This window comes from Yersinia sp. 2540 StPb PI, assembly GCF_052217165.1.
In the GTDB taxonomy this organism is placed as follows: Bacteria; Pseudomonadota; Gammaproteobacteria; order Enterobacterales; family Enterobacteriaceae; genus Yersinia; species Yersinia enterocolitica_E.
In genome coordinates, this window is sequence record NZ_JAZGQC010000001.1 from 4,937,847 (window position 1) to 4,959,806 (window position 21,960).

Genomic DNA, 21,960 nt, shown 5'->3' on the forward strand with positions numbered 1-21,960 from the left:
AAGTCTGTCTAACAAACCGGAACTGCCACCGCTCCATGCGCCAAACAATAGCGCAACCAGTCAGCAAGAAACTGGTTAATTTGATGCTTTTCGTCCCGCTGATGCAACTTTTTATTCGGATAATCATAACTTGCTTTGAAGCGGTAGATCTGCTGACTGGCACACACTTCCGCGACCTGTGCATCATGATAAAGCCGCACCACCATCGATGGCAGGCTCCAGTGACTCACCGCAGGCTCGGTTTGCACAATCTCTACTACCGAAGTGTAGCGGGTTGACTCAATAATTGTCAGCCTATAACTGCCGCCATTAACCTGATAAGCCACGTTTTCGCCCACTTCATCGACGCGAGGTATCAAACGACGCAATTGTGCGAAGTTAGTTTCACATATCCGCATCATCTCAGGGAAATCAGGTGTATAGCGCTTACTCATTATTTTTTCTCTTTATCTATACTCTAAATAATTCGAGTTGCAGGAAGGCGGCAAGCGATATAATCCCGATGAGTTGACGCCAGTCAATGATTCGGGTTATTGAGTGTAGCCAACGCACCAGCAGCTTGAAGTATGACGAGTATCTTTATGACTGCCATTCTGCTCTCAGCGATTGATGGTGCAACGCCAACCATTGTAATGCAATGATTGAGGCTGCGTTATCAATAGCACCTTCTTCAACCCAACGACAAGCTTGTTCACGACTAACAACATGCACTCGAATATCTTCATTTTCGTCAGCCAAGCCATGAATACCCTTCGCCGTTGTCGCATCAACTTCGCCCACCATAATAGACAAACGTTCGCTGGTGCCCCCGGGGCTGGCTAAATAGCTGAGCACCGGCTTACAGCGGCCAATGTCAATTCCGGCTTCCTCCTGCGCCTCGCGACGGGCGACCGCTTCAACGGTTTCACCCTCTTCAATCATTCCGGCTACCATTTCTAATAACCAAGGTGACGGGCTACTGTCAATGGCGGCAATCCGTAATTGCTCAACCAATACCACTTCATCACGCACCGGATCATAGGGTAACAACACCGCAGCATGGCCACGCTCGAAAATTTCACGCTTAACTTCACCACTCATTTCACCGTTAAACAGGCGGTGGCGGAATCGGTATAAATTCAGTGAAAAAAAACCACTGTAAAGTGTTTCACGTGCAATAATTTCCACATCATTCTTGTCAAAGGTCACCGGTGAAGATTGTACTGACGTCATTAACTGTTCTCCTTACTTAAGTATCCAAGCTTAATTGTGATTTTTGATGACAGCCAAACTACACAGGCTATACCCTAAATAATTAGAGTTGCAGGAAGGCGGCAATTGAGCGACAAATTGGTTGTAAACCATTTTGCACAGCGCCTGCGTGGCCCGTAGGGTGAGGCTCATAATCCCCCATGAGCTTACATAAGTAAGTGACTGGGGTTAACGAAAGCAGCTAACGCACATGCAGCTTGCAGTATGACGGGTATACAGGATTTTAAAATAGCAGGCATAGAGTTAGCTGATAGAAATGATTTTGATAAAGATTATTTGACCAAGATAGCTCGATACAGATGAGTTGTCTGAATACTCATTTAGCTTTGTGATAGATTTAAGTAAATTAAGGCGAGATGGCACAATCAGCCACCTTATCCCATTGGCAGACTCTGATAGAATCGGCAACAATATCGTCTATCGACAGCTACCATAGTAAAATTGCCGCACAAATGCTGCACAACAAGGACTGCAAATGAAGAAACTGCTCCCCCTTCTTATCGGGCTGAGTCTGGCTGGTTTCAGTACCATGAGCCAGGCAGAGAACTTGCTGCAAGTTTATAAGCAAGCCAGGGATAGTAACCCGGATTTACGCAAATCGGCTGCTGACCGCGATGCTGCATATGAAAAAATTAATCAAGCGCGCAGCCCGCTGTTACCACAGCTCGGTTTGGGTGCAGGTTACAGCCATACTAATGGTTTCCGTGATGCATCCGATAGCCCGGATAGCAACGCGACATCAGGCTCCCTGCAACTGACTCAAACTATTTTTGATATGTCTAAATGGCGCGCCCTGACCTTACAGGAAAAGGCGGCGGGTATTCAGGATGTCACATTCCAGACCGACGAACAGGCACTGATCCTGAACACGGCAACAGCCTATTTCAACGTACTCAGAGCGATTGATAGCCTGTCTTACACCGAAGCACAGAAGCAATCGGTCTATCGCCAGTTGGACCAAACGACCCAGCGGTTTAATGTAGGTTTAGTCGCAATTACCGATGTGCAAAACGCCCGTGCCAGCTACGATACCGTGTTAGCAGCAGAAGTGACTGCCCGTAACAATTTGGATAATGCGTTGGAAAACCTGCGCCAGATCACCGGTGTTTATTATCCTGAATTGGCATCACTGAATGTGAGTCGCTTGAAGACTGAGCGCCCACAAGCAGTTACTAACTTATTGAAAGAAGCTGAAAAACGTAACCTTGCTTTGCTTTCTGCCCGTTTGAGCCAAGATTTGGCTCGTGAGCAAATTAAGTCAGCAGAAACCGGTTATATGCCGACGGTCGATTTGACCGCCTCATCTTCTGTAACCAATACGCGTTACAGTGGGGGGTCACCAACCAGCCAGCAAGTAAATAATGATGCTGGGCAAAACCAAATTGGTGTGCAACTGAGTTTGCCACTGTATAGCGGCGGGGCCACCAATTCTGCGGTGAAACAAGCACAGTACAATTTCGTCGGTGCCAGTGAACAGCTAGAAAGTGCGCACCGTAGTGTGGTGCAAACTGTACGCTCCTCATTCAATAATATTTCAGCCTCCATCAGTAGTATCAAGGCTTATGAGCAGGTGGTCATTTCCAACCAAAGTTCATTAGATGCCATGGAAGCCGGATACCAGGTGGGTACCCGTACTATTCTGGATGTATTGACTGCAACGACTAACTTGTATCAATCCAAACAGCAATTAGCTGACGCGCGTTATAACTATCTGATTAATCAGTTAAACATCCAATCCGCGTTGGGGACATTGAATATGGACGATCTGATGCAACTGAATGGCGTATTGGACAAGCCAGTGCCAACTTCAGCCACCAGCCTCGCACCGGACAATGCCAACCAGAATGCTTATGCTGATGGCGAAAGTGCTCAATCAGCACCGCGTGCTACTTCTGTAAGCCAACCAGCTACCGCAGCACCAACAGCGGCGCGTAGTGGCAATCCATTCCGTAACTGATTTTTACGGACTCGGACTCTCCGGGTGCAGCATCAGGCTGTGCCCGGTTTCTATGCCCTACGTCTTCGCTGCCAAGCACTTTTTGCCAATGAAAAAAGCGAAGCTACTCGCAGCATTTCGTATAGCTTTGTAAAGTCTGCCGCTGGCAAGCCCCTACGCTTTAATTTCGTACATCTTTCCCCTATTCTAGAGCGTACTTACTGGGAAAGGGCACAAAAGCCCTGAAATGAGACAAATAATGATGAAACGGACTCAAAACATCAATCAAGAGACTTTCCGTAAATCCTGGCGCAATTACCGTCTTGCGCCCGTAGCTTTAGCTGTCAGTGCTGTATTTATGCTGGCTGGCTGTGAAAAAACCGATGAAACCGTCTCTTTGTATCAAAATGCTGATGATTGCTCTCAGGCGAATCCGTCCAAGAGCGCGGAATGTACCACCGCTTACAACACGGCATTACAAGAAGCGGCTAAAACTGCACCAAAATATGCGACCCGTGAAGACTGTGTGGCAGAGTTTGGTGAATCTCAGTGTACTCAGGCTCCTGCTCAAGCTGGCATGGTACCAACATCTTCATCATCTTCTGGCGAAACCACGGCGGCCGCACCACAACAAAGTGGCAGTATGTGGATGCCATTAATGGCCGGTTATATGATGGGTCGGATGATGGGCGGTGGTGCAAGCCAGCCACTATTCACGTCGAAAGCGCCAAATAGCCCAGCGAATGGCAAGTTTGTTGATGCGACAGGCAAAAACTTTGGTTCAGCCACCACTGGCCGCACCATGAATGTGCCAAGAACCGCTATGGCACCCAAACCTGCGGTAACCAACACTATCACTCGTGGTGGCTTTGGTGAGTCCGTAGCTAAGCAGTCTTCTATGCAACGTAGTGCCGCGACATCATCTAAAACCAGCACACGCAGCATGGGTGGTTAAGGTCTGATTAATGAAACGTTTAGCGATTAGCGAACGCCCAGACTGGCGCGAGAAAGCCACTGAATTCGGTTTCCGTTTCCACACCATGTATGGCGAGCCGTACTGGTGTGAGGATGCGTATTACGAATTCACACTGGCACAGATTGAAGAGCTGGAAGAAACTACCGCAGAATTGCATCAGATGTGTCTGCAAGTGGTTGAGAAAGTGGTGAATAGCGATCAACTGATGGCAAAATTCCGCATTCCAAAACACTGTTGGGATTTTGTTCGTAGCTCATGGAAAACTCATCAGCCATCGCTCTATTCTCGCCTTGATCTGGCCTATGACGGCATAAATCCAGCAAAACTGCTGGAAAACAATGCGGACACCCCAACGTCATTGTATGAAGCCGCCTTTTTCCAATGGTTATGGTTGGAAGATCAAATCAACGCAGGCAATTTGAGTCAGGATTCTGATCAATACAACAGCATGCAAGAGAAGTTGATTGAGCGCTTTGTCGACCTGCGTGATAACCATGGTTTTAGCTTACTGCATCTGGCCTGCTGTCAGGACAGTGAAGAAGATCGTGGTACGGTGCAATATTTGCAAGATTGCGCGCTGGAAGCAGGTCTGCCAAGTGAATTCATGTTTATGGAAGAGATCGGCTTAGGAGAGAAAGGCCAATTTACTGACCTGGATAATCAGGTTATCAGTAATTTGTTCAAACTCTATCCGTGGGAGTTTATGTTCCGCGAAATGTTTTCAACCAAGTTGGAAGATGCTGGTGTACGCTGGCTGGAACCCGCCTGGAAAAGCATTATCTCCAATAAAGCCTTGCTGCCGTTGCTGTGGGAGATGTTCCCAAATCACCCTAACCTGTTGCCTGCTTATTTCGCCGAAGATGACCATCCAAAGATGGATCATTATGTCACCAAGCCGCTGTTCTCACGGGAAGGTGCCAATATCCAGATTGTGGAAAACGGCAAAGAAGTTGCCCGAGTTGATGGGCCATATGGTGAAGAAGGCATGATTGTGCAGCAATTTCATCCGCTGCCTAAGTTCGGCGACAGCTATACTCTGATAGGTAGCTGGCTGGTGAATGATCAACCCTGTGGCATTGGTTTGCGTGAAGACAGAGAACTGATTACCCAAGATCTGTCGCGTTTTTACCCGCATATTATTTTGGGCTAAGGCTGCGCATAACTTAAGGGAAAGCACTCGCTTTCCCTCAGACTGCTGACAAGGTCAAATGAAGGGGAAACACTCCGTTGGCGCCACTTTTAGTTTCAAATACAAGTGCGTAAACCGTAGGAGTGGTCAACCCTTGGCTCGCTGACTTTATCAGTTCAAACCTTTCTTTTTATAACGTCGAACTATCCAATTCTTACCGACAACATACTGAGCGATCCCATCTCAATCCCATCAGTGGGAATCGAAATCGGCTCGACGCCGTCCCAGCTCCCCAACACATACAAAAGTGGCAGATAATGCTCTGGTGACGGATTAGATAGCGCAGCCCCTTCATGTTGCATAAAGTTTACTAAAGGATGGTTATCACCTTGATAATTAAGGTTATCTCGCACAAATTGATTGAAAGATTCAGCCCAAGGATACGGACTGCTATCACCCTGCCATCTAACCATACGCAAGTTATGCACGACGTTTCCGCTGGCGACAATCATCACGCCCTGCTCCCGCAGCACTGCCAGCTTGCGACCTAACTCATAGTGATAAGCCGCCGGTTGCGTACCATCAATGCTCAATTGCACCACCGGAATATCAGCCTCAGGGTACATTTTAATCAATACCCCCCAGCTACCATGGTCCAATCCCCATTCACTGGTATCAGCTCGCACAGCGATAGGTGCCAATAATTGCTGAACTTGTGCTGCCAGTTCCGGTGACCCCGGCGCTGGATATTCGGTATCAAATAACGCCTGAGGGAATCCACCAAAATCATGGATAGTCCGAGGTTGCTCCATTGCCGTCACTGCGGTACCACGGGTATACCAGTGGGCGGAGACGGCCAGAATTGCCTTAGGACGCGGTAAGGTCTCACCCAACGTACGCCATGCCTGAGTGTGACTGTTTTCTTCCAGCACGTTCATCGGGCTACCGTGGCCGAGAAACAGTGCAGGCATACGAGAGCTGTTCATAAGAAATCCTTACTGTTAAGAGAAAAAATGGCGCTTGAAATCATAAGAAATACATTACGCGCTTTTTTTTCATTACACAGCCAGATAACAGTGATGAAGATATTCAATAAAATTGAATGGGGAAAGTCAGAGAAGGGTTAACTTAGGGGTCAAGACATTATAGGAAATAACCGGGCCGCACTCTATTCAGGAAAATAGAGGCAACCCGGTGTTTAAACCAACACGATCAGCAGGCAATATCCATTGATATCGCCACTCTATTAGCTGGCTTTTCTTGCCTGAGACTGGAGGTAATCAGCCAGGTCATCAATTGTCACTACCGGCATATCATGCAATTTAGCGAACTCAATAACCTCTGGCGCATGGGCCATACTGCCATCGTCATTAGTCAGTTCACACAACACACCTGCTGGCTTGTAGCCCGCCAGTGTTGCCAAATCGATAGAGGCTTCGGTATGACCACGACGCGATAATACACCGCCTACCTGACCACGCAGCGGGAATACATGGCCCGGGCGGTTAAGATCAGCAGGTTTAGCGTTGTCAGCAATGGCCGCACGAATAGTCGTCAAACGGTCAGCCGCAGAAACGCCGGTCGTAACACCTTTAGCCGCTTCAATTGTCACGGTAAATGCCGTCTGGAACTGGCTGGAATTATTGGTCACCATCATCGGTAAATCAAGTTGCTGGCGGCGCTCGTCAGTGATACACAGACACACAATGCCACTACCGTGGCGGATGGTCAGTGCCATTTGTTCAACAGTCATTGCTTCAGCTGCAAAGACGATATCACCTTCGTTTTCTCGACTTTCGTCGTCTAACACCATAACGCCACGGCCATTACGCAGCGCGTCGACAGCACGTTCTACACGCTCAACAGGCGTGCCAAAATCTGATAGAAGGGTCTGATTCATGGTAAGAAACCTCATTAAAATTATGGATTACCAGAATCAGGGCGGTCTTGAGGAGTAAAAGGCCACTCTTTCATATATAACATTGCTTCATATATAAATAGAAATAGCCGAAATAACGCAAGCGAGCTATAAGCCCGGCAGATACCGTTACTCTCTCCCATCCGGACTATAACCGTCGGCCCCGGAATCACACCGGGTCTGCTGACCTCTACCTTGCCCTCTTTAACAAGAGAAACAACGTGAGCGCTCGCGGGCTTTTGCACCACGACACAGATATGCCGCACCACAATTTACCGCCGGTGGGGACTTGCACCCCGCCCTGAGAATAAGCCCTATGACTATAGCGCTATTGATTCGTCTGGGCAATTACCAAAATGTAGATGTTTGGAGGTTTATACAATCAACGTGAGGCATTACACTAATAAGCAGTAATCCACATCTCATTAGGGAAATATCATGATTGACCCGAAAAAAATTGAACAAATCGCCCGCCAGGTGCATGAGTCTATGCCGAAAGGAATTCGCGAATTCGGGGAAGACGTCGAAAAGAAAATTCGTCTGGTGCTGCAATCGCAATTAACACGACTGGATTTGGTTAATCGTGAAGAGTTCGATGTACAAACTCAAGTGTTGCTACGCACCAGAGAAAAACTGGCGTTACTGGAACAACGCGTGACAGAGCTGGAAGCCAAATTCAACAACGTCCCAGCCGTTATTGATGATAACAGCGGTGATGACAAAACCGGCGAGTAACGCTTGGTCGCATGTCAGTAGTGATAATCAGGGCGCAGTTCGATATCGCGCCCTGAGTTTACGAGGATATCGCCGCTGGTCGCATTCTGGAAAGCAGCACCCACAAGAGGAAAAACATCAGTAAAGCGTATAAGCTTTTCCAACCTATCATCACCAGCAATACACAACACAGAATACTGCCAATCACCGACATCACCCGCGAGCGCCCGCTCAATAGGCGAATCCCCGCCAGCATACAGAGCAAGTAAATCAGCACAAAAATGCCATTGGCATACACAATCAGTAGGTCCAGTGGCAGCGATAGCCAATAAATAAGTAACGCAAATACCAGGCAACTCCCCACCACGGCAGTAAGTGCATTAACTGGCGTTTGCCCGGCAGAAAGCTGCGCAAGTTTGCTTTCAGGCCGAACCTGAGCCTGTGACCACACCATGCGGGCAAAACTCTGGGTATAAATATTGACGCTGGCAAAACAGGCCAGATAGCCAATAATGCACGCTATCCACAGTGCATGCTGACCAAAAAGTTGCACCACAATGCCCGGCAACGACGCCGCAGCCGCTTGTTGTTCGCCATAGGCATGGAAATGCAACACCGCCACGGTACAGCCCCAATACACGGCACCTGCGACGAGTAAGCCAACGATTAGTGCGCGTGGAAAATCACGTTCAGGATGGCGGAATTCTGTTGCCAAATGTGCAAAGGCTTCTAATCCGACAAAACACCAGAACATTACGGCCAACGCGCTGAACATATTCGGAGGGGAAATATCTTGTAGCTCTGGCCAGGGTATCTGTGATGGTTGAATCGCCCCCTGCCACCAAATAGCCACCACCAGCGCAATGACCAGTAATGCTATCAATGTCTGTACATTAGCGCTGGAGCCCGCGCTACGTGTGCCCAGCAGCCAAATAACCAACAAAGTGACCAGTTGCACCATCAACAACCCAGTATCACTCCAGCCAAATGTCGCCTGCCAGAAACCGGCAGCTATTTGCAAGGCGGCGGGTAAACCTACCGGAATAACAGACAAAAATAGCCAACCAGTGACATTCCCCAACTTCGGGCCAAAGGCCATTGTCACAAAGTGGGCCGCCCCTGCGGCACTAGGGAAATGGCGGCCTAGCGCAGCAAACGCGATAGCAATCGGGAAAACCAGTATAATCAATACCGGCCAGGCCCATAGACTGTCGTCTCCGGCCAGCATCGCCGCCAGTGCTGGAACCGCAAAAACGCCCGTTCCCAGCAGTGAGGTGGACAGCAACCCGACTCCCTGTGCCAGACTCAACTCCTGTTTTAGTCCATTCACCTACTAGCCTCGGCCATTCTTGATTGACTGAATAATATTGGTGGTGGAAACTCCATCTTCAAAATTCAGTACTTTAACCTCACCGCCAGCAGCCCAAACCTCGGCACTGCCCGCTATCTCATCCGGCTTATAATCACCACCTTTTACCAGCAAATCCGGCAAAATATCGGCAATTAAGCGCTGCGGCGTATCTTCCTCAAACGGCACCACCCAATCCACAGCTTCCAGCGCACCTAATACAATCATGCGCTGATCAAGTGGATTAACTGGCCGTTTTTCGCCTTTCAAGCGTTTGGTCGAGGCATCGCTGTTAACTGCCACGATCAGGCGGTCACCTAGCTTACGGGCGTTAGCCAAATAAGAGACATGACCCGCATGGAGAATATCGAAAATACCATTGGTCATGACCACTTTTTCACCACGCTGACGGGCCTGCGCCACCGCTTTTTTCAGTTGTTGCTCATCCATCACCCCAAAACCGGTTTCCGCACGACCACGGATGGCATTTTCCAGCTCAATCGGTGAAACCGTTGAGGTGCCTAACTTACCAACCACGACACCGGCGGCAGCATTAGCCAGGAAGCAGGACTCTTCCAGCGTATTACCCGCAGCCAGTGCCGCAGCCAACACCCCAATCACCGTATCACCGGCACCGGTCACATCGAACACTTCCTGCGCCTGAGTGGGTAGATGTAATGGTGGTTTCCCCGGTTGTAGCAGTGTCATTCCCTGTTCGGAACGGGTCACCAGCAAAGCTGAAAGCTCAAAGTCAGCCACCAGCTTCATGCCACGGCTGACCAGCTCTTCTTCATTTTTACAGTGACCAACGACGGCTTCAAATTCGGATAAGTTAGGGGTTAACAGTGTTGCGCCGCGATAACGCTCAAAATCGCTGCCTTTAGGATCGATAAGTACCGGAACTTTCGCATTGCGTGCCAGTTGGATCATCGGCTGCACACTGTTCAATGCGCCTTTGGCATAATCGGATAGCACCAATGCGCCAATCTGTGGCAGCGCCTGCTGGATACGATCAAAGATTGGCTGCGGATCAACCCCGTCAAAACCCTCTTCAAAATCCAGGCGGATCAACTGCTGATTACGAGAAAGCACCCGCAATTTGGTAATTGTTGGGTGGGTCGGCACCGAAACAAAATCACAGCGCACCTGTACTTCATTCAGCTTGCTGGTCAGCGCCCGCGCAGCATCATCGATGCCGGTCAACCCAACTAAACGAGAGATAGCGCCAAGGGATGCGATGTTCATCGCCACGTTTGCAGCACCACCAGGGCGCTCTTCGATGGTATCAACTTTGACAACTGGCACCGGTGCTTCTGGTGAGATCCGGCTGGTTGGCCCATACCAATAGCGGTCTAACATGACATCACCAACGACTAATACACCAGCGCGGCGAAAATCAGGCAGCGTGACTTTCATACGTTAGCCCCCCAAAGTGAGCTGTTATTAACCCCGAAAACACACATCTCTTCGCTCCAATTTTGTGTTTGTTATACTCTAAATAATTCGAGTTGCAGGAAGGCGGCAAGCGAGTGACAAATTGGTTGCAAACCATTTTGAACGGCGCTTGCGCTGGCCCGCAGGGTGAGCCTCTCATGAGGCTCATAATCCCGATGAGTTGACGCTAGTCAATGATTCGGGTGACAAATCGGTCAGGAACCGATTTGAACGTTGCTTGCAACGGCCTCGCAGAGGCGAGGCCCATGGACGGGCCGAGTAACGAGCGCGGCCAACACACATGCAGCTTGAAGTATGACGAATATATGTGGTGCCGGATAATATCACAGACACCTTGCATACTATGAATAACCGACGTACCCAGTCATAACGGGCACTGCTGGCACTTTATCTTATTCGCTGGCAACAATATCTGACGTCACCAGCCATTTTCGCCAACTGGCAGCAACTTGCTCTCTTTCGGTGATAAAACTGTCAGCAGAAACCTTACTGGATAGCTCCTGCAATGCCAGGTGATGAATCTCATCACGCATGGTGACATAAGCACGGGTCAGGGCCGCTGCCTCTTGCGGTGCCATGATGTCGTAATTAGCCATCAACTCAAAAATGCGCACATTATCTGACCAACGGGTCAACCGTGGCTCGCTGGCCGCATAGCGCAACACCAGATATTGCGCGATAAACTCAATATCGGTAATCCCCCCCTCATCAGCCTTAATATCAAAGATACCACGCTGTTTGCTGCCCAGATGGTTGCGCATTTTCTCTCGCATTTCGCGCACTTCCTGCTGCAATTGTGGGTCTTCTCGGTGGCGGCACAGAATTTGCTGGCGGATGGTATCAAACTGTTGATGCAATTGAGGATCACCATAAACGATGCGGGCGCGCACCAGTGCCTGATGCTCCCAAGTCCAGGCCTCATGCTGTTGGTAATCGGCGAAAGCTTCAACGGTGCTGACCAGCATGCCCGCCTCACCTGATGGCCGCAGACGAGCATCCACTTCATATAAAATGCCTGACGAGGTGCGGGTGCTGAACAAATGCATCACCCGCTGAGCCAAACGCAGGTAGAACTGACGGCCGTCGATGCTACGCTCGCCATCAGTCATCACATCCAGCGGGCAATCGAGCAAGAACACCAGATCCAAATCTGAGCTGTAACCTAGCTCCCAGCCCCCCAACTTGCCATAACCAATCACGGCGAAACCACGGCCTTCTCGCTGCTGTAGATGGCTCGGCTGGCCATAGCGAGCCACCATCTGCCCCCAGGCTTGCTGAATAACCGCATCAATCATGGCCTCTGCCAGATAAGTTAAGTGATCGCTCACTTTCATTACCGGCAGTGCCTCGGTGATATCACCAGCAGCAATACGCAATTGCTGGGCTTGCTTAAATTGACGCAACGCCTCGAGTTGCTGCTCTTCGTCATCCTCCGGCACCCGCAATAAGTATTGGCGCAATTCATCGCGATAAGCACCGGGTTCCAATGGTTGATAGAACGATTGCGGATCAAGCAACTCATCCAATAACAGCGGGTAGCGGGCCAATTGACTGGCCACCATCGGCGAGGCAGAACACAGGCGAATAACATGTTTTAGTGCCGCATGGTATTCCACCAGTAATTCGAGGTAAGTAGTGCGGGTAAGGATACTGAGCAGCAACTGAATCAAGCGGCTGAGGGCGACATTGGCGTCCGGGCGCGAGCAAACCTCGGAGAACAAGCGCGGCATCAGTTGATCCAGCACCTCACGGCCCCGAGGGCCAATGGTGCGTTTATCAACGTCATGGCGGAAATCATTTATCGTCGTCAACAACTGCCGGCGGGCTGGTTCGTCTAAATGTGGCGTCAAAGGGGCTAAATCACTCTCTTCCAGCACATCCTGCCATAAGCTTTTATACAAACCATGACGTAGATCTTCACCGATATCGGGAGTATCATCGCCAATCAGGTCGTCAAATACCAACCGTACCGCCTGCATATGGTGTTCCAGTGCAGCACTCATTTCCATCCAGTCGGTATACCCCATGCCCCAAGCCAATCGGGCCTGATTCAGTGCATCACCGGGTAACGTTTGGGTTTGCTCATCAGCAATAGCTTGCAGCAGATTTTCCAAACGGCGCAAAAACAGATAACTGCTGCTGAGGTCGTTCACTTGTTGTGGCGGCAATAAACCCAGCTCGGCGACTGCCTGCAACGTCGGCAGTAAAGCCCGCTCTTGCAGGCGCGGTTCACGGCCGCCACGAATAAGCTGAAATACCTGCGTGATAAATTCGATTTCACGAATACCGCCGGCCCCCAGCTTAATATTATCTTTCAGACCACGCCGCCGGACCTCACGGGCAATCATCCCTTTCATGTTACGTAACGATTGAATCACGCTGAAATCGATATAGCGTCGGAAGACGAAGGGCCGCAGCATCTGGCGCAGCTCTTTACTGTAGTGGTCTTCAGCCCCGCCCATCAGACGTGCCTTAACCATCGCATAGCGTTCCCAGTCGCGCCCTTGCTCTTGGTAATAATCCTCCAGCGCGGCAAAACTCAGTACCAGCGGGCCACTGTCACCAAACGGGCGTAGACGCATATCCACCCGATAGACAAAACCATCAATGGTTTGCTGATCCAACGCTTTAATCAGCCGTTGCCCCAAGCGGGTAAAGAACTGGGCATTATCCAACTGCCGTCGCCCACCCTGGGTCTGGCCGTTTTCTGGGTAGGCAAAAATCAGATCGATATCAGAGGAGAAATTCAGTTCACCGCCGCCTAACTTGCCCATGCCCAAAATCAGCAGCGGCTGCGGTACCCCCTCGGCATTAGAGGGGGTACCGAACTCACGGCAACAAGCCTGATACAGCCAATCGCGCGCCGCCAAAATCAGGCTTTCAGCCAACCCGCTCAGTTGTTGTAAGGTCTCAGTAGTCTCACTGGTTTGCCGTGTTTGTGACCAGGCGATGCGCACCATCATCCGGCGGCGAAACAGCCGCAATGCGGCTAATAATGCCGCTTCGTCATGTACCTCGGCCAACGCCAGATTTAACCATTGTGGATAAAATTGCCACTCCTGCGGTTGCGGGGGTTGCTGATGCAACTCCTCCAGCCACTCAGGGTGAATCAGTAACATATCACTGACAAAATCACTCAACGCCAGCACAGGGATATCTTCCTCGTGTAAATCTGGCGGAGCCGGTAACTCATAAAAGCGCTGTCGTATATTCTGCGCCTGAATCTGTAATTCCGAAGAGAGTGGCAACATAAAGCATTCCTCAAGCTGCTATCTATTAACTAGCAGCACCGTTCAACCAAAAGGCTGCCTGCGCTAGCGCTTCCTTACGGGCGGTATCACGCCAGTGGCCCTGACGGTGCATAATCTCCTGCTGTAAACCAAACCAGCCATCGATATACGGCAACCATTCACTCTGCGGATAGAAGCCTGAGAGCAATTGGAAAGACATGATCTGCCGGTTCAAGCGAGGGAGTTGCGCCAAATAACCATCGTCATCCAGATACTGGCCAAAAGCGTCTTTCAGATCAGCAGCGCTGCGGCTCAACATGATGTCGCAGAAGCGTTTAAATGACCCTTCAAACTTGGTCTGTGCTTTGGCATCCATAAATGGCCGCCAGCCAGAGGTAACCAACCAAGATGTGAGCGCTAACTTACATTTTAGGTAATCAGTGCTATAGCAAAGCTGCTCAGCATCGACATTCTTCGGTTCTAACTGCGGTTCAAGCGCCAGCAGCCCGGCACGCAATTCAGTACTGGCTTTGCGCGGGACCAAACCACCAAAAATAGCTAATGACTGACGCACCATTGCCAATGCTTCAATGATCATAGCTTTAGCGGCCGGCTCACCACGTAACCACAGCTCTTCATGGTATTGCCAATGGTCCAGGGCCATCTCCAGCCCTGCGACCATACCTTGCTCAACGGTGGATTTGGCCGCTGGCTGCAACACCAGTAACGGGCGCAATTCACGAGGAGGATTGCCTTGTGCTAAATGATAGCCACGGGCTGCTTTACTCAGATTGCCCTGCCGTAAACCGCCAATTTGTGCCAGTTCTGCGGCCAATGCCAGCAAATCTGCCTGATTGCCTTTTTTCAGTTCCAGCTCAATTTCGTGCAAGGGTTCCGACAGCTCACCTGCACTGATAGTGCCTTGATCAACAGCAAGCTCTATCTCGCTCTCGCCGTAAGTAATTACCCACTTCTCTCGAGTAAAATCCGTACGGAATAGCGGCTGTAGTTCTGCTTGTAATGTCTCAATCACCCAACCGTTCGGCCAGATATCGGCAGGGAAACGCGCCAAATCCAATTGGTCACTATCAATATCAACATTGTATTCAGGGCGTTGATGTAAACCACCGACCACTTTACCGCCGGTCTTAACCGTCATTTCGTAACGGCCATCATAACCACGGATACGTAAGCCAATATCATGTTGGCGCAGCCGCTTATCGGCAGTTTCAAAATAGATATTGGTCAGCGTCTGCGGCGCAGAATGCTGGCTTTGCCAGGATGTAAGCCGCTCGGGCAAAGCGGCAATGGCCGCAGGAGTAGCAATAAATTTTAATTCTATTTCAACGGTCATAATTTCATTCACACCGGTATGTTGCGAGTTTACGGGCATTATGCCTCTTTCGCGGCGGTTTGCCTGTTTTACACAGACTTCGCTATTTTACACAAAAAAACCGCGTGGCTACCCCGAGTCAGCCTCTATTTTAACAGGTCTACCATAAGGCTTCATAAGACAAATTTTCAGTGTGGTTAAAATGAACAACAAAGTGGCTAAAGCCGCGCTGGCTATGAGAGTAAGATAGTTCTCATTCCGGTTTATGCGTTGCGTCGGCAAACTGAACACACTACTATCGTTCCATAAATTCACTCATAAATGACTCTCTAATGCTGAAAATACGCCTAATTTGCCTCGCGATGCTAAGTCTCAGTATCTCCTGGGGCGCGCACGCTGAAGAAAAACGCTACATCTCTGATGAGCTGGATACCTACGTTCATAGCGGTCCCGGTAACCAATACCGTATTGTTGGCACGTTAAAAGGCGGAGATGAAGTCGCCCTGATAAGTGTTGATGACAGCACAAATTACGGTCAAATCCGCGACAGTAAAGGGAAAACCACCTGGATCGCGCTGAATCAATTGAGTGAAACGCCAAGTCTGCGTATTCGGGTACCGGACCTTGAACAACAAGTCAAAACCCTGACAGATAAGCTGGCTAATATTGATAATAGCTGGAATCAGCGCACTGCTGAAATGCAACAGAAAGTCGCGGCCAGCGACAGCGTGATTTCCGAGCTGCAAAAAGAAAACGAGTCACTAAAGAATCAGTTAGTGGTTGCTCAGAAGAAAGTCAGCGCTGTGAATCTGCAATTAGATGACAAACAGCGTACCATTATCCTGCAATGGTTTATGTACGGCGGCGGTGTTGCCGGTATCGGCCTGCTCCTTGGTCTGGTACTGCCACATCTGATCCCAAGCCGTAAAAAGAACAATCGCTGGATGAACTGATAGCCGTTTAATAAGACTGTAAAATCGACGCGTTCGGCTGCCCGCCAGGGTGGCCTGCTTGTTTAATCTATTCTCATCCCCAACTATACTGAAACAAGCCTTTGTCGCCAGGCGGTAAAGTGTGATTCAAGTGAGCAGCTAATAACGCTGCAACATCAAGAACGAAGGATTTATATGAAAATCTATCTGGTCGGCGGCGCGGTACGCGACAGCTTATTAAATCTGCCGGTCACCGAACAGGATTGGGTCGTGGTGGGGTCCACCCCGGAACAGTTACTCACACAGGGCTATCAGCAGGTTGGTAAAGACTTCCCCGTGTTTCTGCACCCTGTCAGCCATGAAGAATACGCACTAGCTCGTACCGAGCGTAAATCCGGCGCAGGTTACACCGGTTTTACCTGCTATGCCGCGCCAGATGTCACGCTGGAAGAGGATTTGTTGCGTCGCGATTTGACCATCAATGCCATTGCCCGTAGCGCCGAGGGGGAATTGATTGACCCCTACCACGGCCAACAAGATTTAGAAAACAGAGTACTGCGTCATGTCTCCGACGCCTTTGGCGAAGATCCACTACGTGTGCTGCGGGTTGCCCGTTTCGCTGCCCGTTTTGCCCATTTAGGTTTTAGCGTCGCCGCTGAGACTCAATCATTGATGGCAGCAATGGCACAAAGTGGCGAGCTATCGGCTCTGACGCCAGAGCGAGTATGGAAAGAGACCGAGAAAGCGCTGAAAACACAAAGCCCGCAGATCTATTTTCAAGTGTTACGTGATTGCGGTGCGCTGGCGGTGCTCTTTCCAGAAATTGAACGTTTATTTGGCGTACCGGCTCCCGAAAAGTGGCATCCAGAAATTGATACCGGTATCCATACGCTGATGACATTAGCCATTGCGGCTCAACTTAGCCCTGAGGTTGATGTCCGCTTTGCCGCTCTCTGCCATGATTTGGGTAAAGGTCTGACACCAAAAGAATTCTGGCCACACCATCACGGCCACGGCCCGGCTGGGGTTAAATTGGTTGAGCAGTTATGTCAGCGCTTACGGGTACCTAATCCGATACGTGACTTGGCGAAACTGGTGGCGGAATACCATGACCTTATCCATACAGTGAATAAGCTTCGCCCCGAAACTCTACTCAAACTGTTTGATGCCATTGATGTGTGGCGCAAACCAGAACGTCTTGAGCAAATGATTATCACCAGTGAGGCTGATGCCCGAGGCCGTACCGGATTTGAAGAAAATCCTTATCCGCAGGGCGATTATTTGCGCGCCGCATTCCATATTGCCAGCGGCGTATCAGTGCAGGAAGTAGTCGCCAGCGGGTTACAAGGATTAGCCATTCGCGACGAACTTAAACGTCGCCGCCAACAAGCATTAGCCGAATGGAAACAGGCTCAAGAAGTAATTTAAGAATAAATCCATATTATCTAAAGATAAAACACCCTGATTAATCAAGGTGTTTTATTGTATCTGATGCATTTTTTATACCCTAAATAATTCGAGTTGCAGCAAGGCGGCAAGCGAAAGAACCCGATGAGCTTACATCAGTAAGTGATTCGGGTGATTGAACGTAGCCAACGCACGTGCAGCTTGAAGTATAACGGGTATATTACATAAAGACCCAGTACACCGCTGCCGCGACAACAAAGCGATAGATGGCGAAAGGTACAAAAGAGATACGTTTAATCAGTGAAAGGAAGGTTTTGATAGCAATCAGAGCCACGATAAATGCCGTGATAAATCCGACGGCAAACATCGGTAAATCACCCAGCGTCAGGAAGTGCAGGCTCTTATAAAGATCCAGTCCACTGGCCCCGATCATCATCGGTACTGCCAGAATGAAGGAGAACTCAGACGCGGCATAACGGTTAACACCGACCAACATACCGCCGGAAATGGTGGCACCAGAACGGGAGAACCCCGGCCACAACGCCAGACACTGGAAGCAGCCAATCGCGAAAGCCTGACGGTAAGTAATATCATCCAAACCAACAGATTTAGGATTTTTAGGTTTGAACCATTCTGCGACTAGCAAAAGCACCCCACCCGCCACCAAGGCATACATGACATTTCTCGGATCAAACAGCGATTTGATGAGGTCATGGAATACCAACCCCAGCACCACGGCGGGGATCATTGCCAGTAAAATATGGCCCAATGTCAGGTGACCGCTGGTTTTCCCCTCATGAGGTACCGCGCCGAAATGGATACCAATCAGGCCAAATAACCGCCGCCAGAACACCACGACAACCGCCAGAATCGACCCTAACTGAATGATAACTTCAAAGGTTTTTGCCTTGTCGCCGGTAAAGCCCAATAGCTCACCGACGATAATCATATGCCCAGTGGATGACACGGGTAAAAACTCAGTCAATCCCTCTACCACACCTAAAACAACAGCCACAAACAGCGAATACATATCCGTCATCTACGATACCCAATGCCATGTAATATACCCGTCATACTTCAAGTTGCATGTGCGTTGGCTGCCCTCGTTCACCCCAGTCACTTACTTCTGTAAGCTCCTGCGGATTCAGTCAGTTGCCGCCTTCCCGCAACTTGAATTATTTAGGATATAGAAATCCACAAAAAAACGGCAATGTGCAAAATAATGCCGTTCAATTTCAGTCGGTAAAAATATCACGTTAATCAATAATTCAAACCACATTATCAATATAGGGTTGCATTTTTATGTCGTGGCAGAGCAAAAATCAGTTAGGTCGTTGACCACGTTCAATGAGCACACCGACATTACGGGCTTGTGCCACCGCCCCTGGTTTACTGACTTTAATCCGCACCCACGGTGATTGGAAACGGACTAATAGCAGCTCGGCTATCTCTTCTGCCACCCGCTCAACCAAGGCAAAACGCTGTGACTCTACGTGTTGTATCACCGCATCACTGATATCTGCATAGCTCAAGCAATCATTCACATCATCACTGGCAGCAGCTTTACGATTATCCCAACCCATTTCGATATCGAACACCAGCTTCTGCTGGATGGTCTGCTCCCAGTCATAAACACCAATGGTGGTTATGACACTCAGTTCTTCAATAAATACGATGTCCATCACGTCATTCTCTGTTTTTGCGCCTGCCGGATACCACTTCCAGCCGAATATGCGTATTATCCACTGATGTTGCGATTAAAACGATCATTATTCAACAGGGCGGTGTTATGAGTGCTATCGCGCTTGGCATGATTATCTTCGCGTATTTGTGTGGCTCTATTTCCAGTGCAATCCTGGTGTGTCGGGTTGCTAAGCTGCCAGATCCGCGTGAACATGGCTCCGGTAATCCCGGTGCAACCAACGTGCTGCGCATCGGTGGCCGAGCAGCCGCAGCAACAGTGCTGATTTTCGATGTGCTGAAAGGCATGTTACCCGTTTGGATTGCTTACCTGCTGCACGTTTCCCCGCTGTATCTTGGCTTGACCGCTATCGCTGCTTGTCTTGGTCACATCTATCCGGTCTTTTTCCATTTTAAAGGTGGCAAGGGCGTTGCTACTGCTTTTGGCGCCATCGCCCCTATCGGCTGGGATCTAACCGGTCTGATGACCGGTACTTGGTTGTTGACGGTGTTATTGAGTGGGTATTCATCTTTAGGCGCAATTATCAGTGCGCTAATTGCGCCCTTCTACGTCTGGTGGTTTAAACCGCAATTCACCTTCCCGGTCGCCATGCTCTCTTGCCTGATTTTGATGCGCCACCACGATAACATTCAACGTTTATGGCGCGGCAAAGAAAGTAAAATCTGGGATAAACTCAGAAAGAAAAAGCAGAAAACCCCGGCCGAAGAAGCCGCAGAGTTGGAAGAGAAAGAAGATTGATTCTCCTCAAAACAAGAATGACTGAACGGGAGCCAGGCAAAGCGCATAAGGAATGCAAAAACGGCGTGGACTCTCATCCATAAGCATTTTGAATGACTGCGGCAACACCGCCGCAGCCCCGCTCAGACTTTCGGCACCAATCTTAGAATGGCTGAGCGGGAGCGAGGCAAGGCGCAAGGAATTGAGAGAGCGGAGCATACATCAGTATGTGAGCATCACGAGATGACGCGGCAACACCGCCGCAGCCCCGCTCAGACTTTCGGCAACTCGGCTAACGGCCAGCGCGGCCTAACCGAAACACTCAACTCACTGCTCACACCACTTTTCAGCCTGATCAACCCAGCATAGGCGATCATCGCGCCATTATCGGTACAAAACTCTGGCCGAGCATAGAATACTTCACCGCCCCGTTTTTGCATCATCTCCGCCAGCTTTGAACGTAAAGTGCGGTTTGCACTGACACCACCGGCAATGACCAAACGTTTGAAGCCGGTCTTATCCAGCGCTCGTTTGGATTTAATCGCCAGCGTATCGACCACTGCATCTTCAAATGCACGGGCAATATCAGCACGGGTTTGATCATCGGTACCGTTAGCACGGATAGTATTTGCGGCGAACGTTTTCAAACCAGAAAAACTGAAATCCAGTCCAGGGCGATCGGTCATTGGCCGCGGGAAAGTAAAACGCCCCGCCGTACCCTGTTGTGCCATACGCGACAGCATCGGCCCCCCAGGATAGTCCAGACCTAATAATTTTGCAGTTTTATCAAAGGCTTCACCTGCCGCATCATCGACAGATTCCCCTAATAGCAGATACTCACCAATACCGGTCACGCTGATTAACTGAGTGTGACCGCCAGAGACCAGCAGAGCGACAAACGGGAACTCTGGTGCGTTCTCTTCCAACATCGGTGCCAGTAGGTGGCCTTCCATATGGTGGACCGGCACCGCCGGAACCCCCCACGCAAATGCCAATGCGCGGCCGACTGTCGCCCCGACCAGCAATGCGCCAACCAAACCTGGGCCTGCGGTATACGCCACACCATCGATGTCTTTAGCGCTCAGATTGGCTTCTTTCAATGCTGCCTGAATCAGCGGCACAGTCTTGCGCACATGATCACGGGAAGCCAGCTCAGGCACTACACCGCCATAATCAGCATGCAATTTAACCTGACTGTACAGTTGGTTAGCTAACAGACCGGCTTCATCGTCATACACTGCAATACCGGTTTCATCGCAGGACGTTTCTATACCCAAAACTCGCATTACATTTCCCATCATTCACGTGCGGCCGATAGTTTAGCATAACAGCGCCGCCAGTCATGATCTCTGACGGTAAAGACGGCATTTTCACGCTTTGAGCACCTAAATGTTGTTGATAGTGGTCATATTTGAAAAGAGTGTTGATTAATTCGATCAACAGCCTTGTTTAGTATATAATCAGCGGCCGTCGCACTCTCGGCACCAACTTTCTTGTAAAGAACGAGGGCGACATCACAGGGGCGTGCCTGTTTCAATTTGCTGTGGTGCTTTACAAAGCAGCATCCATTGAAGTAAAATTCCGCACCATTTTGAGAAGGCTGGCGATTGGCCAGCAGCAAACCGATTTCTATTGAGGTGAGAGGCACATGCCGGTAATTAAAGTACGTGAAAACGAGCCATTCGACGTAGCTCTTCGTCGTTTCAAACGCTCTTGTGAAAAAGCGGGTGTTTTAGCTGAAGTTCGTCGTCGTGAGTTCTATGAAAAACCGACTACCGAACGTAAACGCGCTAAAGCTTCTGCTGTAAAACGTCACGCGAAGAAATTGGCTCGCGAAAACGCACGCCGCACTCGTCTGTATTAATTCTTCGGGGGTAACCCCACCGCGTAGTTTTTTATGTTCTAAGAACGC

19 protein-coding genes and 1 riboswitch are annotated in these 21,960 nt (G+C 49.7%); of the genes, 8 read left to right on the forward strand and 11 right to left on the reverse strand.

Translation table 11 applies throughout. The features are described 5' to 3' along the window. Window positions 1-8: 8 nt before the first annotated feature. A complete protein-coding gene (locus V1956_RS23020) occupies window positions 9-434 on the reverse strand; it encodes a DUF1249 family protein (protein WP_050086674.1) in 426 nt (141 codons plus the stop codon). A 145-nt stretch (window positions 435-579) separates the two neighbouring features. Beyond that, window positions 580-1,212 (reverse strand): ADP-ribose diphosphatase, encoded by a 633-nt coding sequence (nudF, locus tag V1956_RS23025; RefSeq protein ID WP_083162382.1) that lies wholly within the window; start codon window positions 1,210-1,212, stop codon window positions 580-582. A gap of 514 nt (window positions 1,213-1,726) precedes the next feature. Here nudF and tolC point away from each other — a divergent pair. The 3 genes from tolC (at window position 1,727) to V1956_RS23040 (ending at window position 5,313) form a co-directional block, all read left to right on the forward strand. Then, on the forward strand, window positions 1,727-3,208 hold the full coding sequence (tolC, locus tag V1956_RS23030; RefSeq protein WP_372560483.1) for an outer membrane channel protein TolC: 1,482 nt from the start codon (window positions 1,727-1,729) through the stop codon (window positions 3,206-3,208). 241 nt (window positions 3,209-3,449) lie between these two features. Then, the gene (locus V1956_RS23035; RefSeq protein WP_083164047.1) at window positions 3,450-4,142 is read left to right on the forward strand and encodes a DUF1190 family protein; all 693 of its coding nucleotides are present in this window, start codon (window positions 3,450-3,452) and stop codon (window positions 4,140-4,142) included. A gap of 10 nt (window positions 4,143-4,152) precedes the next feature. After that, window positions 4,153-5,313: a glutathionylspermidine synthase family protein gene (locus V1956_RS23040; protein WP_420074219.1), complete on the forward strand. Its 1,161-nt coding sequence runs from the start codon at window positions 4,153-4,155 to the stop codon at window positions 5,311-5,313. Window positions 5,314-5,495: 182 nt separating this feature from the next. Here the strand turns inward: V1956_RS23040 and ygiD are convergent, their stop codons facing one another. Continuing rightward, window positions 5,496-6,278 (reverse strand): 4,5-DOPA dioxygenase extradiol, encoded by a 783-nt coding sequence (gene ygiD, locus V1956_RS23045; protein WP_420074220.1) that lies wholly within the window; start codon window positions 6,276-6,278, stop codon window positions 5,496-5,498. A gap of 260 nt (window positions 6,279-6,538) precedes the next feature. Next, the gene (ribB, locus tag V1956_RS23050) at window positions 6,539-7,192 is read right to left on the reverse strand and encodes a 3,4-dihydroxy-2-butanone-4-phosphate synthase (protein WP_083162378.1); all 654 of its coding nucleotides are present in this window, start codon (window positions 7,190-7,192) and stop codon (window positions 6,539-6,541) included. Window positions 7,193-7,337: 145 nt separating this feature from the next. Next, window positions 7,338-7,523: riboswitch (FMN riboswitch) on the reverse strand. A gap of 125 nt (window positions 7,524-7,648) precedes the next feature. Between ribB and ubiK the strand changes: the two genes are divergently transcribed. Beyond that, the gene (gene ubiK / locus V1956_RS23055) at window positions 7,649-7,945 is read left to right on the forward strand and encodes a ubiquinone biosynthesis accessory factor UbiK (RefSeq protein WP_083162376.1); all 297 of its coding nucleotides are present in this window, start codon (window positions 7,649-7,651) and stop codon (window positions 7,943-7,945) included. A 58-nt stretch (window positions 7,946-8,003) separates the two neighbouring features. On the opposite strand, the gene yjeH is transcribed toward ubiK, so the two are convergent. The 4 genes from yjeH to V1956_RS23075 form a co-directional block, all read right to left on the reverse strand. Next, window positions 8,004-9,254 (reverse strand): L-methionine/branched-chain amino acid transporter, encoded by a 1,251-nt coding sequence (gene yjeH / locus V1956_RS23060; protein ID WP_372560481.1) that lies wholly within the window; start codon window positions 9,252-9,254, stop codon window positions 8,004-8,006. A gap of 3 nt (window positions 9,255-9,257) precedes the next feature. Then, entirely contained in the window at window positions 9,258-10,688 is a 1,431-nt protein-coding gene (gene hldE / locus V1956_RS23065; protein ID WP_372560480.1) for a bifunctional D-glycero-beta-D-manno-heptose-7-phosphate kinase/D-glycero-beta-D-manno-heptose 1-phosphate adenylyltransferase HldE, read from the reverse strand. A gap of 431 nt (window positions 10,689-11,119) precedes the next feature. Then, window positions 11,120-13,978, reverse strand: coding sequence for a bifunctional [glutamate--ammonia ligase]-adenylyl-L-tyrosine phosphorylase/[glutamate--ammonia-ligase] adenylyltransferase (glnE, locus tag V1956_RS23070; RefSeq protein ID WP_442825742.1), 2,859 nt, complete (start codon window positions 13,976-13,978; stop codon window positions 11,120-11,122). Between the two features lie 25 nt (window positions 13,979-14,003). Continuing rightward, on the reverse strand, window positions 14,004-15,311 hold the full coding sequence (locus V1956_RS23075; RefSeq protein WP_442825846.1) for a CYTH domain-containing protein: 1,308 nt from the start codon (window positions 15,309-15,311) through the stop codon (window positions 14,004-14,006). 311 nt (window positions 15,312-15,622) lie between these two features. Here V1956_RS23075 and V1956_RS23080 point away from each other — a divergent pair, with 311 nt between their 5' ends. Together V1956_RS23080 and V1956_RS23085 are read left to right on the forward strand one after the other, a co-directional pair. Further along, on the forward strand, window positions 15,623-16,243 hold the full coding sequence (locus tag V1956_RS23080) for a TIGR04211 family SH3 domain-containing protein (protein ID WP_372560478.1): 621 nt from the start codon (window positions 15,623-15,625) through the stop codon (window positions 16,241-16,243). A 174-nt stretch (window positions 16,244-16,417) separates the two neighbouring features. After that, complete coding sequence (locus V1956_RS23085) at window positions 16,418-17,650, forward strand: multifunctional CCA addition/repair protein (protein ID WP_372560477.1); 1,233 nt, start codon at window positions 16,418-16,420, stop codon at window positions 17,648-17,650. A 199-nt stretch (window positions 17,651-17,849) separates the two neighbouring features. Here the strand turns inward: V1956_RS23085 and bacA are convergent, their stop codons facing one another. Continuing rightward, window positions 17,850-18,668 carry an undecaprenyl-diphosphate phosphatase gene (bacA, locus tag V1956_RS23090; protein WP_372560476.1) on the reverse strand — a complete coding sequence of 273 codons (819 nt, stop codon included), beginning with the start codon at window positions 18,666-18,668 and terminating at the stop codon, window positions 17,850-17,852. Window positions 18,669-18,951: 283 nt separating this feature from the next. Continuing rightward, complete coding sequence (gene folB / locus V1956_RS23095; protein WP_050086684.1) at window positions 18,952-19,311, reverse strand: bifunctional dihydroneopterin aldolase/7,8-dihydroneopterin epimerase; 360 nt, start codon at window positions 19,309-19,311, stop codon at window positions 18,952-18,954. A 107-nt stretch (window positions 19,312-19,418) separates the two neighbouring features. Between folB and plsY the strand changes: the two genes are divergently transcribed. After that, on the forward strand, window positions 19,419-20,069 hold the full coding sequence (gene plsY / locus V1956_RS23100) for a glycerol-3-phosphate 1-O-acyltransferase PlsY (RefSeq protein ID WP_032911234.1): 651 nt from the start codon (window positions 19,419-19,421) through the stop codon (window positions 20,067-20,069). A 251-nt stretch (window positions 20,070-20,320) separates the two neighbouring features. Here the strand turns inward: plsY and tsaD are convergent, their stop codons facing one another. Then, window positions 20,321-21,334 (reverse strand): tRNA (adenosine(37)-N6)-threonylcarbamoyltransferase complex transferase subunit TsaD, encoded by a 1,014-nt coding sequence (gene tsaD, locus V1956_RS23105; RefSeq protein ID WP_372560475.1) that lies wholly within the window; start codon window positions 21,332-21,334, stop codon window positions 20,321-20,323. Window positions 21,335-21,696: 362 nt separating this feature from the next. Here tsaD and rpsU point away from each other — a divergent pair, with 362 nt between their 5' ends. Next, window positions 21,697-21,912: a 30S ribosomal protein S21 gene (gene rpsU / locus V1956_RS23110; RefSeq protein WP_001144069.1), complete on the forward strand. Its 216-nt coding sequence runs from the start codon at window positions 21,697-21,699 to the stop codon at window positions 21,910-21,912. The last annotated feature ends 48 nt before the right edge of the window (window positions 21,913-21,960 follow it).